Source organism: Labilithrix luteola (genome assembly GCF_001263205.1).
In the GTDB taxonomy this organism is placed as follows: domain Bacteria; phylum Myxococcota_A; class Polyangia; order Polyangiales; family Polyangiaceae; genus Labilithrix; species Labilithrix luteola.
The window spans coordinates 10,736,890-10,753,993 of record NZ_CP012333.1 but is presented as its reverse complement, the minus strand read 5'-3'; the positions used below and the strand labels follow the sequence as shown (position 1 = coordinate 10,753,993).

The following is a 17,104-nucleotide window of genomic DNA, read 5'->3' as shown; positions in this document are numbered from 1 at the left end:
CCTGGCTAGCCGGGCTAGGCGCGCGGCACGCAGCCGTGACCGAGCGTGATGGGGCTCAGATCGAGGACGGCGCCTTCGTAGCGGTAGCCGCCGTCGAAAGGATCGTCGGCGAGGAAGAGCGGCGTATCGAGGTCGATGAACGCGAAGCCGCCCAGGCCCGCGGCGAGGCAGGCTGACGTTCCCATTGCGAGCCTGGCTTCGACCATGCCGCCGATCATCGGGCGAAGGCCGCAGGCTCGTGCGGCGGCGGCGATGTCGAGTGCCTGCGCGGGGCCGGATTTCATCAGCTTGATGTTCACGGCGTCGATCGCCTTCGCGGCGACGGCGAGGGGAACGTCGTGCGGGCTCGTGACGGACTCGTCCGCGGCGACGAAGAGCCCCGTTTCGCGTCGCACTTCGGCGAGCGCATCCCAACTCCCGGGGGCAACGGGCTGCTCGAAGAGCGCAATCGAAACGCCCGCCCGCGCGAGTCTCTGGGCGAGTCGAATCGCTTCGTCGACCGAGAACCCGCCGTTCGCGTCGAGGAGAAGGCGGGCGTCGGGCCGAGCGTGATGCACGGTGCGAACGCGTACCTCGTCGTGGTCGACATCGCTTGCTCCGACTTTGATCTTCAACGTCTCGAAGGCCGAGAAACGCCGCGCCTCGTGGGCCGCTTCCTCCACCGTCCCCGTGGTGATGGTAACGTCGGTGACGAGCTTCTCTTCGGCGCCACCGAAGAAGACGCGAAGCGACGTCCCTAGCGCGCGCACGAGCGCATCGAGCACGGCGGTCTCGAGTGCGCACGCAGCGGACGCGCTCGAATTCGCGGCGTCGCGGATGCGTTCGGAGAGCGCGCGCCACGCGGCAGCGTCCTGTCCAAGGATACGAGCCTTGGCGTGCTCGAGCGCCGCGAGCGCGCCTTCTTGCGTCTCTCCATTGAAGGGCGGCAGCGGCGCCGCTTCGCCATAGCCGCGTACGCCCGACGAGAGCGTGACCTCGACGAGGACGTTCCGTGCGAGCTCTTGCGCTCCACCGGCGATACCGAAGGCCTTGGCCATCGCGATGTCGAGCGGACGGAAGCGCAGATCGACGATGGTCGTGCCAGGCGAGGAGGCCATTCGCGGCCGAGGTTACGGCGGTGCCCTCGCCAAGCCAAGATCTCGTGCAAATGGCCGAGCGTGATTCTCGAACAGAGAATCACGCGAGAACCGCAACTCTCGCTCATGCAAAGCATGACGTCGCCGCAGGCGAAACCGGGGAGGCTCAGCGCGGGACGAGCTGAGGGGCCGGAGGCCCACCTGGGTTAGACTAAATGGGCAAGAGTACGATTCTCGACCGAGAATCGTGCTCGCCCATTTAGCGAGTTCCAAGGCATTGTCCGTCTGCCAATCTATCGACCGCTCGTCACCGGCCGAACGCCCGTCGAGCCTATTGTCCGCAGCGATGAATCAATCGACCTTGGGCTCCACGTGGGGGGAGTTTCTCTGGGGACGCAACGCGCTCCGCTGCCTGGCCGTCGTGGGCGGCGTCGCGCTGCACGCCACGAACGTCTACATCGCCGCGACCATCATGCCGTCGGTCGTGCTCGAGATCGGTGGCCTCCAGTACTACGCGGCGAATACCACGCTCTTCGTGGTTAGCTCGATCGTGGGCTCGGCGCTCTCGTCGCGGCTCATGGCATCGTTCGGCGCGCGCTCGGCCTACCTGTCGGCGCTGGCGATCTTTGCGCTCGGAACGCTGCTCTGTGCGACGGCGCCGACCATGCCGTGGATGCTCGCGGGCCGCGCCGTCCAGGGACTTGGCGGAGGTTTCCTGTTCGCGCTCAGCTACGGGCTCATTCGGCACCTGTTCGAAGAGCGCATGTGGCCACGGGCGATGGCCATGATCTCGGCGATGTGGGGACTGGCGACCCTCTGCGGTCCGGCGATCGGAGGCGTGTTCGCCGAGCTCGGAACGTGGCGACTCGCGTTCTGGTCCCTCTTGCCGTTCGTCGTCGTGCTGGGCGGTGTGGTGGCGACGCAGCTGCCTCGTCGCGGCGCCGATGGTGAAGAGACGACCAGGACGGCGCTCGTGCAGGTTCTCCTCCTCGCCGCATCGGTGCTCGCCGTCTCGGTCTCGAGCCTCTCCGAGACGCCGGGGATCGGAAAAATCGCGGGCGTGGTGGTGGGCATTCTGATGGGCGTCGTGCTGGCGCGCGTGGACAAGCGAGCGGCCGTGCGTCTGTTGCCGACGGGGGCCTACTCACTCCGGACGATGCTCGGTCGGCTCTACGCCACCATGAGCCTGCTCGTGGTGGGCCTCACCACGGAGATCTTCGTCCCTTACTTCCTGCAGGAGATCCACGGTTGCTCGCCGCTCCGGGCGGGCTATCTCACGGTGCTCATGGCCGGCGGGTGGACGATTGCTTCGCTTCTGTTCTCGGGCCGCGTCGGCGCGGCGACGACCAGGCTGATTCGTATCGGTCCTGTCCTCGTGAGTGCGTCGCTGGCCACACTTGCCGTGACGATGCCGCGCACCACCCAGCTCGAATCGCCGCTCGGCATGACCGTCTTCGGGATTGCTCTCGTTGGGACGGGATTCGGCATCGGAATGGCGTGGCCGCACTTGCTGACGCGCGTGTTCACCTCCGCACCCGAGAACGAAAACTCGCTCACGGCAGCTTCGGTCACGACCGTGCAGCTCTATGCGATGGCCCTCGGTACGGCCATCGGCGGCCTCGTGACGAACGCGGGCGGAATGTCCACCGGCGGTCTCGCCGGCGCCCAGCATGCGTCGTCGTGGCTCTTCGGAGTCTTCGCGCTCGCGCCGTTCCTCGGGATCTGGCAGGCGCGCCGCCTTCCGCATCCCTCGAAGTGACTCGTGCGCACGTGCGCGCACGCATCGAGCACGTGCGCGCACGCCAAACGGCGAGGTTCGCGGCCTGAGAGGAGTCCAAAAGGCCCGTAAATCCGTGGCCGCGCGCGCTCGCCAGAATCGCTCGGTGCTCGCGAACTGGGCGCTCGAGCGGGCCCGTGAAGAGCACAATCACGATCTCCTCGCGCTGCGCGATCTCGCGGCGCTGGGGCACGCACCGGAGCGAACCCTCGAGGCGCTCCAGCCGCCGATCGCGATGCGTCTCGTGGCGGCCTTCGAGAAGCGTGCCCGTGCCAAGATCCAATCGGCTGCGTGGGCTATGCCTATGCGCTCGAACGACTCGCGACGACGGTCGACGCGCACGACGTCGAACGCGTCGAGACGGTACTGCCGCCGGGCGTCCGAGCCAGGCGTTGTCTGCGCGTCCATAGCGCGATCGGCAGCGACGAAGACCACGTCGCAGGCACCGTTCGCGTCCTCGCACGATGCTCGGCGGAGGAACGCCAGGCGGTCGCCATAGCGGCGTACGAGACGTCGCGCCTTTGTTTCGAAACTCCCTCGTCGGGCCATGTCGACGACACGGCGATTGCCGCCTCGCTCGCATGACTCGATTCGGAATCACCAACAACCCACGACAAGAAAAGGAGAACACCATGAACAAGCACGAAATCAAGCAGGAGTCGGTCGAGCTCGAGACCCGCGAGGGCTTCGACGTCCAGGAGAACGCGGAAGAGACCCTCGAGGTCGTCGAGCTCGAGCGCGCGCCCCTCACCGACCTCAATTTCGGTTTCTGAGAGCCGACATCGAATCCCCCGGTCTTGCCGAATCACGTTCGGTAAGGCCGTGGGAATCATTTCACCAGAGGAGTTCGACCATGACGACCAAGACGCTCGAAACTGCCGATTGCGTGGTGCTCGGCGGCGGCCCCGCCGGAAGTGCGTTTGCGGCCATTGCCAAGAAGTACGCTCCCGAAGCGCGTATCGTCCTCCTGGAAAAGGAGCGATTTCCTCGCTGGCACATCGGTGAATCCACGATTCCGGCGGCGAACGGCGTGTTCAAGGATCTGGGCGTCTACGAGGAGCTCCTGGCGTCGAGTCGTCAAGAAGATGGGCGTGACCTTCGTGTGGGGCCGTGATCGCGCTCCGTAGAATGCCGACTATCTGACGCTCCAGCAAACCACGCGCAATGGGGGCGGCTCGGACCTCATCGAGGTCACGGGGCAGGATTTCGAGCGTCTGCTTGGTCCCGGCCAAAAGCAGAACACGCCGTACTCGGCATTCAACGTCGAGCGTTCGGTCTTCGACGAGATGCTCCTCGACAATGCCAAGAAACTCGGCGTCGAGGTGCGTGAGGGAACGCGCGCCACGGCTCTGCAGGTCGTTCCGGACGTCGGTACGCGCGATCTCGTGGGAGAACGATGTCGCTGAATCCGGTCGAATTCGCGCCGCCTTTCTGCTCGATGCGAGTGGTTTGAACGCCCTCATGACGCGCGGACAGCGCGAGCACGACGAGACGCTCAACAACTTCGCCGTGCACGGATATCTTAAGGGCGCGAAGTGGAAGGTCACGTACAGCGGTACGGAGGATCGGTCCACGGTGTTCATCGCCGCCGTCGAAAAGGGCTGGATTTGGTATTTCCCTCTCGGTCGCGACCTCATGACGGTCGGCGCCGTCACCAATACGCGTCATTTCAAAGATCGCCTGAAAGACGTCGACCTCGAATCGTTCTTCTGGGCGATGCTGCGCTCTTGCCCGGAGGTTGCGGGGTTCGTCGAAGAGGCGGAGCTGCGCGACGACATCCTTCCCAAAGGCCAGCCCGTTGCTGCGTGCAAAGATTGCGTCGTCGTGGGCACGTGAACCCGTGGGGGATGGCTGGGCCGCCGCCGGCGATGCTGCGATGTTCGTCGACCCGATTCTTTCGACGGGCGTGACGCTCGCCCTTCAGACGGGGGCATCGAGCTGCGTATACGTGGCTGACGGCACGGAAGCGGCCAGACTTGCCGCAGGCTGCGCTCTGGCGAGCCTATGCCGATTATCTCGCCGAGGCGAGTATGGAGCGTTCCTCACGCTGGCTCGCTACTTCTATGGCAACAACTATTCACGCGGCAAAGGCCGCCCGGCCGCGATTCCTCGCGGGCGCGCGCAGCCGGACGTCTCGCTGATGGCGTGGGGACCGGACGACGAAGGCCGCCCGTCGTCGTTCGCGACGCTCTTCGAAGGGCTCTGGCGTGATGACGCGGGCGGGACCAGCGTTGCCGCGCCGATCTGGGCGGGCATCGTCGCTCGTCTGAACGAGGCGCGACGCGAGCGAACGTGCCCCCGCCTTGGTTCCGTGAATCCCCATCTCTATCGACTGGCGATCGACGAGCCGCACGTCTTCCGTGGCATCGAGGAAGGCTCGACGGACATGGTGCTCCCTGGTCTCGACGGCTCCGCACGACGCCGGTGGTTCGCCGTCCCTGGATTCCGTGCCGAGAAAGGTTGGAATCCGGCAACGGGCCTCGGCGTCCCCGACGTTGCTGCGCTCGAGAGTGCTATTCGCTCTTCATGAGCTCGAGTGTCCGCTTCGCCACGCGGATGAGCTGTTCGGCGCAGGGCTCGCAACCTCCACCGCAGCAGCGAGGCCAGCGGCCTTCGCCGTCCGAATTATGCGAGTTGTGCGAGTTGTCACGGATGAGCGGCCTCACGATGTCACGGTAGTACTCCGCGAGGCCGTTCTCTTCCGAGGCGCGAGCGAGTGCTTCATCGAGTGTCATGACCGAGCGTTCTTCGGAAGTGTAGCTCGTCGCGCGCGTTCGACTACTCGAGCAGGAAGGCCTTGTACGCCGCGTCGGTCCCCGGGCGACCGAGGAAGTTCTCGACGAGCTTGGCCTCGTCGTCGGAGGCGCCGGGCTCGAGGATCTTCGCGCGGTAGTCGGCGGCGACCTTGGGGTTCAGCATCCCTTCCTTCTTGAAGCGGGTGAAGAGATCTTGCGCGATCGAGAGCGCCCACTGGTAGCCGTAGTAGCCGGCGTCGTAACCGATGAGGTGGCCGAAGGTTGCCTGGAAGTGCGTGCCTTCGACGTACTTGAACGGCGTGTACGAGTCGTTGATCTCGGCGAGCACCTTGGTGGTGTCGACGCTGTGGCCGTCGACCAACGGGCGCGTGTGATAGGCCTGGTCGAGCGCCGCGAGGAAGAGCTGGCGCTGGGTGGCGAGGGCGCGACCGAAGCCACGCGAGCGGAGCATGGCCGCATGCAGCTTGGCCGGCATCGGCTTCTTGGTCTCGTAGTGGACCGCGAAGAGATCGAGCGTCTCCTTGGCCCATGCCCACTCTTCGAGCATCTGCGAGGGCGATTCGACGAAGTCGCGCGCGACGCTCGTTCCCGCGAAGGTCGAGAGCTCCGCGTTGCTGAGCACGTGGTGCAGGATGTGACCGAACTCGTGGAAGAAGGTCACCGCGTCCTGGTGAGTCATGAGCGCGGGGCCTGCGCCGCCCGGCTTCGGGAAGTTGCACTCGATGGCGGCGATGGGCATGAGGCGCGAGCCGTCATCCATCTTCATCGTGTCGCGAATGCTGAAGACCGCGGCGTGCTTGTATTTGCCTTCACGCGGATAGAGGTCGAAATAGAAGCGGCCGAGCACCTTGCCGTTCGTGTCGGTCACCTCCATGGGCTCGACGTCCGGATGCCAGGTGGGAAGGTTCGGCGCGGGGCGGTACTTCAAGCCGAACATCTTCGAGGTGATGGCGAGGAGCCCCTCTTTGACGTTGCGGACTTCGAAGTACTGGCTGACTTCCTTCGAATCGAGACCGTATTTCGCCTTTCGAACCTGGTCCTCCAAATACAGACGATCGGAGGGCGGCAAGACGTCGTTCGGCTTTCCGCCGAGCTTCACGTGCATCGCGCGGAACTCGGCGATTTCCTGGTCGCCCTTCTTCGCGAGGTGCTTGCGCAGGCCCTCGAGGAACGTCGCGACGTTCTGCGCGCTCTTGGCCATGCGCGGCTCGGTCACGTAGTCGGCCCACGTCGAATAGCCGAGGAGCTTGGCCTTCTCGTTTCGAAGAACGAGGATCTTCTCGATCAGCGCCACGTTCTTGTCGGCGCCGCGATTGTCGAATTGCTTGTAGAGCTCGAGGGCGACCTTGCGGTTCTTCGCGTACGTGACGACCGGGAAGTAATCCGGATAGTCGGTGGTGATCTCGATTTTGCCGTTGGCCTTCGGCGTGTGCGCGGCGAGCCACTCCTTCGGCAGACCCTCGAGCTCGGCGGGCGTGGCGTCGATGGTGAGGTGCGATGCGGCGAGGTTCGAGTCGAAATCCTGACCGAGCTGCGTGAGCTGTTCGTTCAACTCGCGAAGGCGTGCCTGGCCCTTCGGATCGAGGTCGAGGCCGTTGCGCCGGAAGTCGCGAACGACCCGATCCATGAGGCGCTTCTGCGGGCCCGAGAGCTTCTCGTTACGCGCTGCGTACCGCTTGATGACGCTCGCGAGCTTGGGATCGAGCCAGAGACTCGTCTCGAGCTTGTCGATACGCGGCTCGCACGTCTTGGCGCGATCGCGCACGGTCTCGTCCGGGTGGGAGACGGCCATGAGCGACGGGAAGTCACCCGCGTTGCGCAGGGCGATCTTCGCGTGGTCGAGCTTTCCGACGGTCGACGCCCACGTGAGCTCGCTGTCGGGCTTTCCGTCGAGCGCGCGGATCTCGTCGAGCAGCGACGTTGCGCGCGCGAGGCTCTCGTCGCAGAGGCGAACGATGCCGTCGCGTGCGAGCCCTGCGTCCGCCTCGGTTCCCGGACCGGCATTCGAGCGGCCGAGTCCGACGACGACGGGATCGACGTCGAGAGGAGCGAGCGCGACAGCTGCGCTTCCCTTGGTGGCCGAGCTCGACGACGCAGGCTGAGCCGTGGTGACCGGCGGCGCCGAAGGTGCGGGTGCCTGTCCGGCGCACGAAACCGAGAGAACGGACAAGCTGGACAGACAGAAGAAGAGCGCGCTTCGCGACAGTCGGCCTTGCATGGGGCGCGAAGAATGCGCCAACGAAGCGCGTGTGCCAAGCGCCAGCGCGCTTCTCGAGCGATCTTCGAATCAGACCGAGAGCAGCGCACCTTTTGCGGGCTGTCCCGTCGCGCGGGCAATCGCATCGACGTACGTAGCGACCTGCTTCACGTAGGCGTCTTTGCGCGCCGCGAGCTCGACGTCCGTCTTGAAATCGACGACGGTCCACACGAGGTTGCCGCGGTCGTCTTTCTCGAGGAAGGCGAGGTCGACCACGCCTTCGACGAGCGAACCGTCGTCCTCGCGAACCATCACTGGCGTCTCGCGTTCGAGGCGCTCGGCGTTGCGCGCACGCACGAGAAGTGGATGCGCGAGCGCAGCGGCCACGGCATCACGGGCGCCCGCCACTTCGTCTTCCGACGCCCCGACGATCCGTCCTTGGATTCTCGCAGTATCGGCGATGCGCGCAGCGTCGTCGTCGAGCGCGATGGTGGCGAGGATGGCGTGGACGAGCACACCGAAGCGTTTGCCGTGGGGGCGTGCGCCACGTGTGGCGCTGGTGGCCTCGAACACGACCTCGGCGGCCTTCGTTTCCGGCGCGTCTTTCGCCTCGGTGACGGTGTGGACGACCACGCTCGGAACCGACGCACGTTCCACCGCCGTGCGCCGCGATTCGAGCCACGCCGCATGTTGTTCGATGCCGTCGCGCGCCGCCGTACCCTTGTCGTCGACTGCGAGGATCTTCTGCTGGCGAAGCCCGACTTCGTCTTCGCGATCGAGCCGGAGAGCACGCGGATCCCAGAAGACCACCTCGTGGTTGCCGAGCGCGGGCCGGTGCAAGCCCGGTCGAACCGAGCTCCCCGGTCCGCGCGAGGCAGTCTCCGGCCGTTCGAGGATGGTGTCTTCGCCGAACGTGGGGCACCCGGGGGCGGGTCGCGACGCGCGCCGATCGCGTTCGCTGGGGTAGAGCACGTGGCTGAGCGGCTCGAGCCAGCCGTCGGGAGAGTCGTCGCGTTCGTCACCGACGATGGGCAGGACGAGCAGCTCGCGGGCGCGCGTGGTTGCGACGTAGAGGAGGCGCACGGCCTCCTCACGATCTTGCTGGAGGAGCTCTTCGCGTCGTTCGAGGAGCTCCTTCGGAGCCGCGCCGCAGAGCGGGACCGCGAAGAGCTTTCGCTTGGCGTCGACGTAACGCGAAGGTTCCCGGAAGGTCGCATTGGCCGTGGGGTCGACGAGGATGACCACGGGGAACTCGAGGCCCTTCGCGCGATGGACGGTCATCACGCGCACGCCGTCGGTGCCTTCTTCGACGACCGGCGCTTCGTTCGCTCCGCCGCGCTCGGCGTCTTCGTCGAGGCGACCGACGAACGCGCGGAACGACGTGGCGTAGCCCTGCTCGAAGCGGCGCGCCATGTCGAGGACGCGGAGGATGTTGCCGAGCGCCTGTTCGCCCGCCGGCCAGATGGCGATGCCGGCGTGCGCGCGTGTGGCTTCGAGGAAGCGCGCGATGGTGTCGGCGATGGGGCGGCGATTGCGTCCCACGTGGAGCTGAGCGAGCACGTCGAGCGCTTGTGCGACGGGGCGCGTGAGCTCGGTGAGCTTCGTCTCGTCGCGCTTGCGCAGCGGATGGAGGTGCTTCTGCGTGTGCTTGAAGGCGAGCAGCGCGTCGTCGCCGAGGGCGAAGAAGGGGCCGTGGAGCGCGGCGTAGACGCTCATCGTGTCGTCGGGCCATTCGACGGCGCCGAGCGCGCTGCGAACGGCGATGACCTCTTCGCGCTCGTGGAAGCTCTTGCCGCCGACGAGGACGTGGGGAATGCGCCGAACTTCGAGCGAGCGAACGTACGGACGCGTGACGTCGTTGCCGAAGCTCTGGAGCCGCTTGAAAAGCAGGCAAACGTGGCGTGCTTCGAGCTTCACGGGCACATCGGAGCCGCGCTCGGTCACGGTCCAGCCGCTGACGTTGACGAGCCAATCGATGTACGCGCCGACGGCGTCGGGCAGGGACTCTTCGATCTTCCAGCTCGTGACGCGACCGAACTCCGAATACGGCCTCGGCACGGGCAGCGCGATGACGGTGGGCCGTCCGGTGGGATCGGGGCGATGGGGCGCGAGCGGTACGTACGCTGCCTGAGACCGCGCCTCGTTGGTCTTCATGAGCGGCGTGAACGCCGCGTTGACGAACTCCTGGATGGACGGTGCGCTCCGGAAGCTCGTTCGCAGATGCACCACGGTGGCGCCCTGACCCTGCAGGCGCTCCTTGATGCTCTCGTAGAGCGAAACGTCTGCGCGGCGGAAGCGGTAGATCGACTGCTTCGGATCACCGACGAGGAAGAGTTTGCCGGGGACGACGCGCGCGGCATCGGCGTCGCCCACGGACGGATCGTCGGCGGCGAGGAGGAGCAAGATCTCCGCCTGCAGCGGGTCGGTGTCCTGGAATTCGTCGACGAGGAGGTGCGTGAAGCGCTTCTGGAGCTCCTTGCGGACGGTTGCATTCTGCACGAGTAGATCGCGCGTGAGTGCGAGCAGGTCGAGGAAGTCGAGCTTTCCCGCGCGTGCTTTCAGGTCTTCGTAGGCGCGGACGACGCCGCGCTCCGCCGGGCTCTTGCCTTCGCCTTCCTCGCCCCATAGCTCGCGGAAGAGGAGCGCCGCGAGGTCGGCGTCGGCCGCGTCGAGAACGCGCGCCAGCTCGTCTTTCGCGGCGGCGCGCTCGTCGATGACGTGCTGGCGCAGGATGCCTTCGGCGCGATTGAACCACTGACCGGAGCCCTTCCAGCCCCAGCACTTGTGGCGTGCGAGCGTGCGCAAGAGCGCTTCGATGGCGTCGTAATCACGAGCTCCTTCGCGCCGGTCGATCTCGGAGACGACGCGCGAGATCTCGAGGAGGCTCTTCGTGAGCCAGCTGTCGGCAAAGCCTTTCGGCGCGTACGCGGCGAGGTTCCGGAGCTTGTCGAGGAGCGGATCGATGGCCGCGGCGCGATCGAAGTCGGGGCGCGCATACGGGGTGGGGAAGTCACGCTGGCCGATGAGCCCGAAGCCCGCCTTCTGCAGCGCGCGTCGCGGCCCGTCTTGGTCGCGCTCGCGCGTTGCGCGCCGAAGGACGCGGCCAACGCCTTCACCCGGCTCCTTGAGCGTGTCCTGGAACCATCGCGTGAAGGCCTCGTCGTAGAGGCGCTCCGACTCGCTCTCGGACGCCACTTCGAAGAGCGGGTCGACCTTCGCTTCGACGGGACGCTCGCGCAGCATGTCGGCGCAGAAGCCGTGGATCGTCCCGATGTGGGCGGCCTCGAGCTCGGCGAGCGCGCGGTTGAGGTGGGCACGCTCGCCCTCGCTGCCGGCAGCGCGCCTGGCCTTCTCGATCTCCGTGCGGAGACGAAGCTTCATCTCGCCAGCGGCCTTCTCGGTGAAGGTCACGGCCACGAGCGTGCGCAGCGTCGCGGTTCCGGTTCGGAGCAGCGAGAGGACGCGCTCGACGAGCGCCGTGGTCTTGCCGGTGCCGGCGGCCGCTTCGACGATGAGCGTCGAGGCGAGATCGTGGGCGATGCGATCGCGGGCTTCTTGGTCGACGAGGCGGGTCATCGGTGCTTCCGGAGCTCGATAAGGGGCTTCAAGCGGTCGCGCGCTTTGCGTCGTGTTCGGATCTCTTCGTACGGCCCGCAGACGGGGCGGAAGTCGCAGTAACGGCACGCGTCTTTCGCGGGCGCCGCCGGAAGGAAGCCGCCGCTGATCGCGTCGCCGACGGTGGCGGCCACGAGCTTCGCGGCCGAGCGCGCTTCGTCCGAGAGCGGAATGTCGACCTTCGTGAAATCGCCCGCACTCGTGCAGTAGTAAAGGCGCCCGCCGTCGATCTTCGCCTTCGGAAAGAGCTTCTCGATCGTGAGTGCATAGAGAACCGGCTGGAGGACCTCGCCCTTGCCGATCACCGTCTCTCCGCCCTTCGCACGGACCTTGCCGGTCTTGTGGTCGGTCGCGCGCAGCTTGCCCGAGTCGTGCTTTTCGACGAGGTCGATCGAGCCGCGCAGACGAATGCCGACGTCGAGCACGGCCGGATCGTCGGTGCTGTGCGAGTCCTGGTCGCGGCGATCTTTCAATCCGAACGAGAGCTCGAAGAAGGAGGGGGTCCAATCGGGCTCGTCGGCCATGCGCCGCAGCCATTCGCGGAGATCGGCGCGGATACCTTCGATGGCGTCGTAGAAGACGCGGTCGATCGCCGGGCTCAGGCGGTCACGCGCCTCCTCGGCGGCCTCGTCGAGCACGCCGTCGAGCATCTCGCGAGCGCGTTCGAGCCGCGCTTTGCCGACCGGCAAAAGGCCTTCGGCGTGGAGCTTCGTGAGCAGCGTGAACTGCACCTCGTGGACGAGCGAGCCGCGCGTGAGCGGATCGAGGTCTTCGATGGGCACGAGCTCTTCGCGAGGGGCCAGCTTGTGGACGGCCGAAAGGAAGAAGCGGTACGGACAGGCCGCGTAGTTCTGCAGCGCGGTGGGCGAATAGGACCTCGCCGTGAGCGCGTGCTCGCGAATCGCGGCGAGTGCCTCTTCGGGCGGTTCGACGAGACCGTCGCAGGCCTTCCACGCCTTGAGCCAGCGCCGTCCACGGAAGCGAAGCGCGCGGGCGAGATGCTCGTTCGCGTTGAGTAGGTAGTGGGCTTCGCCCACGCCCTGATCTTCCGGCTTCTTGAGGATGGCCTCGAGGAGCGCAAGATCGTGCTCGGCTTCGTCGATGGCGTCTTGCGCGCGTGCCGGAGCCGGCCAGCCGATGCGCGCCTCGACGCGCTTGGCGGCGGTCTCGGCGAGGTGCTCGAAGCCACGAAGCTCGCCTTCGGCGACGCGGAGAATTTCGAGCCCGTAGAACGACGGCGTGCGTGGACGTGCTTGTTCGACGTCGACGCGCGGGTACGAAAGCACGATGCGCCTCGACGCGGCCCCGACGGCGAGACGGAGCGCGAGACGTTCCTCTTCGGTGCGCTCGTCGTTCGTGGGGAGATCGGCGCCGACGCGGCGGCGCGCGTCGTCGAGGAGGAGCGGATCTTCGACGACCTTCTGCGGAAAGATCTTTTCGGCGAGGCCCGGGACGAACACGACGTCGAAGGCGAGGCCACGCGCCTCTTCGATCGTGGCGATGTAGACCTTGCCATAGCGCCGGCCGGTGTGAGGAACGACCAGCTGCGAGAGGCGCCCTTCGAGGACCAGGCGCACCTCGGTGATGTCGACGGGGCCGACGCGCGCCATGGGCCGGAGCTCCGCGAGGACGGAGAGCACGCGATCCGGACGGCGGATAGCGCGCGTGGCGAGGCCCTCGAGCGCGTCGAGCCAGTCGCCCCAGGTGGCCGCTCGGTGCTTGGAGGCGGGACCGCCGGGAAGCGCGGCGAGGTCTCCGACGAGCGGCACGGCGAAGCGACGGAGCGTGCCGAGCGCGCCCATGTCGCGACGTACGCCTTCGGCCAGTGTGTCTTCGCCTTTGCCTTCGTAGGCGCGAAGGTCCATCGCGAGCTTCTCGTGGAGACCCTCGAGGCGCCGCTCCCAGCGCTCCTTGCCGCCGATGACCGCGGCGTCGACGAGAAGGCGTTCCCAGTGGCGAGGGGCGCGAAGCGTTCCGAACGCCGCCGCGCGGTCTTCTTCGGCGACCGGAGGCACGGACGACGGCGGAGCCTCCTCCTCTTGTTCGTCGAGGCTTGCGGCCGACTCACCGAGGAGCGCGCCCATCGCTTCTTCGTCGGGGCGCGTCACGCGGTCGGCTGCCGGAATCGCCGCGGGCGGAGCGCCGGTCTCGTCTTCGTCGGGAACCTGGCCGAGCGAGAGGTACTCGGCGAAGCGACGTGCCGAGAGACCTTCCGCGGCGCACGCCAGGAGGGCGAGCAGCGCGCGCCCCGAAGGATCCGGCTTTCGCGTTCCTCGCGCGAAGAACACGGGGACGTTGGCGCGTCGGAAGGCTTCTTCGAGGTGCGCGCCGTACTGCGGAGCACGGAGCAGGATGGCGATCTTGTCGAGTGCGGTGCCCTTGGAGGCTTCACGCAGCGTGAGGCGCGCGATCTCGACCGCCTCGCGGCTCTCACCGGGGGCCGAAAGAACGGTGACCTCGTCGCCGTCGTCGATCGAAAGAGGCGCGTGCGTGTGCTCGCCGAAGAGACTCGCGTGCAAGCGCGTGAGCGCCGACGTCTCTTCTCCTGCGCCGTGGGGTTTCGCGATGTCGATCTCGACCTTCGGTCCGAGCGCGGCCTTGGTGAGATCGAGGGTTCGATGGTCGCCCGTGGCAATCGTCGCGAGGACCGCCGGTGCCCGCGCAGCGAGGGCGCTGACGAAATCGCGCTCGGCGCGCGTTCGCAGCGGGACGTCGACGAAGAGGACGGGCCCGATGTCGTCCGCCGAAAGGGCCGCGACGCGCTCGGTGGCGATGGCGAAGGTTCGAGCGCGATCGGCGAGTCCGGCGGTCGCGAGCTCCGATTCGTAGGCCTGCAAAAGGCGCGTCAGATCGGCGTCGTCGAGCTCGGGCGTACCGGCCAGACGAAGCTCGTTGACAGTGCGCGCGAGGGCGCGCGGCAATCCCGGCCGATCACCGATGGGGCCGAACCGTCCGAGGTTCTCTCGGTTCTCGTGGACGACGCGCGCACACGCCGCCTCGAGCGCGAGGCCGGAGACCGGAACGAGGCCTCGGGCGGCGAGCTCGGGGCGGGCGAGGGTGACCGCGAGAACGCCGAGGGTGGTCCGCTGCCAGCCGAACGAGGCGCGCTCCGGACTTGCGAGGAGGGCGCGACGAGCGATCTCCGCGGCGGCATCGGTGGATGCCCCCACGATCGTCACGTGCCGTTCGGTCCGAGATCCGAGCCACTCGGAGGCTCGCGAGAGGCGTCCTTCGGCGCTCGGGCAGAGAAGAATCCGCATACGAGAGAGAGGGCATACACGCGCTGCCCGAAGCCCGCTACCCGGACGCAACGGATCCGAGAAAAGAACGGCCAAGAGCTCGCCCCGAAACCTTCCGTCCTCGGGGGTGGCTGCCGTCCGCCAGCACCTCGCGACGGGCGTTCGGGGCCGCTTTCGTGTGGCGATTTCGAGGTGAGTGCCCTTGCCTCGGAACCACTCTCGGACCAGGATGCGCGCCGATGCGCTTGCTTCGTTTTGGGGGAATCTCGCTCGGTATTGCGCTCGCAAGCGCTCTTGCCTCGCTGTCGTGCTCGAGTTCGAGCGACGGTTCGTCGGGCTCCTCCGGCACCCGCGCGGCGAAGGTCGACGCACAGACGCTCTTCGGACCGAACGTCACCAACGTCGACATCGAAGTCGACTACGCGGCCGGGGCTGCGCCCTACGTCGGGACGGGCGGCCAGTACAAGGACGTGTGGAACCTGTTCCGCACGAACACGAACGCGCTGTTCGATGGCAAGAAGGACATCTCGTTCCCGAACACGCTCGAGGGCATGGAAAAGCTCGACGACGTGACGGCCGGAGAGTTCACGAAGAGCGACGTGCTCGCGATTGCGAAGACGCATCGTCAGGGAGCGTCGACCGCCGCTACGGCGAGCTTCTACGTGGTGTTCCTCGACGGGAAATTCAAAGACGACGCGGGCACCGTTTTGCCCGACGTGACGAGCACCGCCATCGCCGACAAGGGCGTCATTGCCATCTTCAAGCCGGCCATCACCGCCAATCCCAACTCGGCCATCGCACCGCTCGTCGAGCAGTCCGCGCTGCTCCACCAGATCGGACACGTCGTCGGCTTCGTGAACAACGGTGTGCCGCTCAACAGCGAGCACCACGACGCGGCGAACGGCGCGCACTGCACGAACAAAGCGTGCATCATGAACGTGGCCTTCGAAGGCGCCGAAGCGACCGTGAACTTCGTGGCCAAGTCGTTCACCGCACCCGATCCGGTGATCTTCGGCCAAGAGTGTCTGAGCGACGCACGCATTCTCGAGAACAAGCTTCTGCCTGAGTAAGGCGGTCGCTGCGACGCTCGTGTACGCGTGACGGGACCCGCGCGCTCGGGGACTCTGCACTAGAGTAGTGGCCCCATGGCCAAGTCGCGCGTCGCTATTCTCCGAACGAAGCCGGCCACCGTCCGCGAGGACTACCACCGCCTGATGAACCTGGCGCGGTACCAGGAGGTGGTCGACAAGTCGGCCGACACCGGCCTCAAGGTCAACATCTCCTGGCACTTCTTCTATCCGGGATCGTCGACCGTTCCCTGGCAGCTCGATGGCGTCATCCGCGCCATGGAGAAGGACGGCTACAGGAAGGATCTCATCCACGCGTGCCACAACCGCACGGTGGTGATCGATGCGCACCTCGGCGAGCGCGAGAACAAGCAAATCGACGTCGTAGAGGCGCACTGCATTCGCAACGTGCACCTCTACGAAGGCGAAGAGTGGATCGACGTCCGCGATGCCGTCGGTGATCTGACGAAGAAGTTTCTCTGCCTCAACGATGTCTTCCCGAAGGGCTTCTCGATTCCGAAGCGCTTCATCGGCGAGAACATCATCCACTTGCCGACGGTCAAGACGCACATCTTCACGACGACGACCGGCGCGATGAAAAACGCCTTCGGCGGCCTCTTGAACGAGCACCGCCACTGGACCCACCCGGTCATCCACGAAACGCTCGTGGACCTCCTGATGATCCAGAAGAAGATCTTCCGCGGCGTCTTCGCCGTGATGGACGGTACGTTCGCGGGCGATGGTCCGGGCCCGCGCTGCATGATCCCCCACGTGAAGGACGTCATCCTCGCGTCGAGCGATCAAGTGGCGATCGATGCCGTCGCCGCGAAGCTGATGGGCATGGATCCGATGCGTGATTGCAAGTTCATCCGACTCGCCCACGAGCTCGGGCTCGGTTGCGGCGACGTGCGCGACATCGAAATCGTCGGTGACGAAGATGCCGCGCGCGAGAACTGGCACTTCGACGGGCCCTTCAAGAAGATGACCTTCGCCTCGAAGAACCAGCATCGCATCTACTGGGGGCCGCTGAAGAAGCCCGTCGAGTGGTCGCTCAAGACATGGCTCGCGCCATGGGCCTACGTGGCGAGCGTCGCCTACCACGACATGTTCTGGTACCCGCGCTTCGCGAAGGAGAAGATGGCACCGGTTCTCGAGAGCCCGTGGGGACGTCTCTTCGCGAACTGGGGCAAGGTCCCTTCGAACGCGCAAGGCTTCCCCGACGTGGGGGCACCGAACCGGCAGCTCGTCGACGTCGGCGCCAAACACTTTGCCGAAGGCATGCGCCTCATCGGCATGGCCGTGACCGAGTCGCCGGAGCTCAAGGCCCGGGCGCGACGCAAGGAAGCGACTTCGTCGGCTCCGTACTGAGGTGTCGTC

General features: G+C 66.5%; 13 protein-coding genes. 8 read left to right on the top strand and 5 right to left on the bottom strand.

Translation table 11 applies throughout. The features are described from left to right. Positions 1-14 precede the first annotated feature (14 nt). On the bottom strand, positions 15-1,097 hold the full coding sequence (locus tag AKJ09_RS46365) for a dipeptide epimerase (protein WP_146654274.1): 1,083 nt from the start codon (positions 1,095-1,097) through the stop codon (positions 15-17). A 325-nt stretch (positions 1,098-1,422) separates the two neighbouring features. On the opposite strand from AKJ09_RS46365, the gene AKJ09_RS46360 reads away from it, so the two are divergent. From AKJ09_RS46360 to AKJ09_RS46340, 6 genes are all read left to right on the top strand, one after another. Next, the gene (locus AKJ09_RS46360) at positions 1,423-2,835 is read left to right on the top strand and encodes an MFS transporter (RefSeq protein WP_146654273.1); all 1,413 of its coding nucleotides are present in this window, start codon (positions 1,423-1,425) and stop codon (positions 2,833-2,835) included. Positions 2,836-3,144: 309 nt separating this feature from the next. After that, complete coding sequence (locus tag AKJ09_RS46355; protein WP_146654272.1) at positions 3,145-3,438, top strand: hypothetical protein; 294 nt, start codon at positions 3,145-3,147, stop codon at positions 3,436-3,438. 47 nt (positions 3,439-3,485) lie between these two features. Continuing rightward, a complete protein-coding gene (locus AKJ09_RS53840) occupies positions 3,486-3,626 on the top strand; it encodes a hypothetical protein (protein ID WP_169928469.1) in 141 nt (46 codons plus the stop codon). An 80-nt stretch (positions 3,627-3,706) separates the two neighbouring features. Beyond that, a complete protein-coding gene (locus tag AKJ09_RS53835; RefSeq protein WP_169928468.1) occupies positions 3,707-3,967 on the top strand; it encodes a tryptophan 7-halogenase in 261 nt (86 codons plus the stop codon). 347 nt (positions 3,968-4,314) lie between these two features. Beyond that, positions 4,315-4,689, top strand: coding sequence for a hypothetical protein (locus tag AKJ09_RS46345; RefSeq protein ID WP_146654270.1), 375 nt, complete (start codon positions 4,315-4,317; stop codon positions 4,687-4,689). A gap of 4 nt (positions 4,690-4,693) precedes the next feature. After that, positions 4,694-5,383 (top strand): S8/S53 family peptidase, encoded by a 690-nt coding sequence (locus AKJ09_RS46340; protein WP_146654269.1) that lies wholly within the window; start codon positions 4,694-4,696, stop codon positions 5,381-5,383. On the opposite strand, the gene AKJ09_RS46335 is transcribed toward AKJ09_RS46340, so the two are convergent. The 4 genes from AKJ09_RS46335 to AKJ09_RS46320 form a co-directional block, all read right to left on the bottom strand. Next, positions 5,367-5,588: a hypothetical protein gene (locus AKJ09_RS46335; protein ID WP_146654268.1), complete on the bottom strand. Its 222-nt coding sequence runs from the start codon at positions 5,586-5,588 to the stop codon at positions 5,367-5,369. The genes AKJ09_RS46340 and AKJ09_RS46335 overlap by 17 nt on opposite strands. Positions 5,589-5,631: 43 nt before the next feature. Continuing rightward, complete coding sequence (locus AKJ09_RS46330; RefSeq protein ID WP_146654267.1) at positions 5,632-7,827, bottom strand: M3 family metallopeptidase; 2,196 nt, start codon at positions 7,825-7,827, stop codon at positions 5,632-5,634. 69 nt (positions 7,828-7,896) lie between these two features. Next, positions 7,897-11,382, bottom strand: coding sequence for a UvrD-helicase domain-containing protein (locus AKJ09_RS46325; protein WP_146654266.1), 3,486 nt, complete (start codon positions 11,380-11,382; stop codon positions 7,897-7,899). Further along, the gene (locus AKJ09_RS46320) at positions 11,379-14,591 is read right to left on the bottom strand and encodes a PD-(D/E)XK nuclease family protein (RefSeq protein WP_240488857.1); all 3,213 of its coding nucleotides are present in this window, start codon (positions 14,589-14,591) and stop codon (positions 11,379-11,381) included. Before AKJ09_RS46320 ends, AKJ09_RS46325 begins: the two co-directional genes overlap by 4 nt. Positions 14,592-14,899: 308 nt before the next feature. Between AKJ09_RS46320 and AKJ09_RS46315 the strand changes: the two genes are divergently transcribed. Continuing rightward, entirely contained in the window at positions 14,900-15,730 is an 831-nt protein-coding gene (locus tag AKJ09_RS46315) for a hypothetical protein (protein ID WP_146654264.1), read from the top strand. A 75-nt stretch (positions 15,731-15,805) separates the two neighbouring features. After that, on the top strand, positions 15,806-17,095 hold the full coding sequence (locus tag AKJ09_RS46310) for a DUF362 domain-containing protein (protein ID WP_146654263.1): 1,290 nt from the start codon (positions 15,806-15,808) through the stop codon (positions 17,093-17,095). The last annotated feature ends 9 nt before the right edge of the window (positions 17,096-17,104 follow it).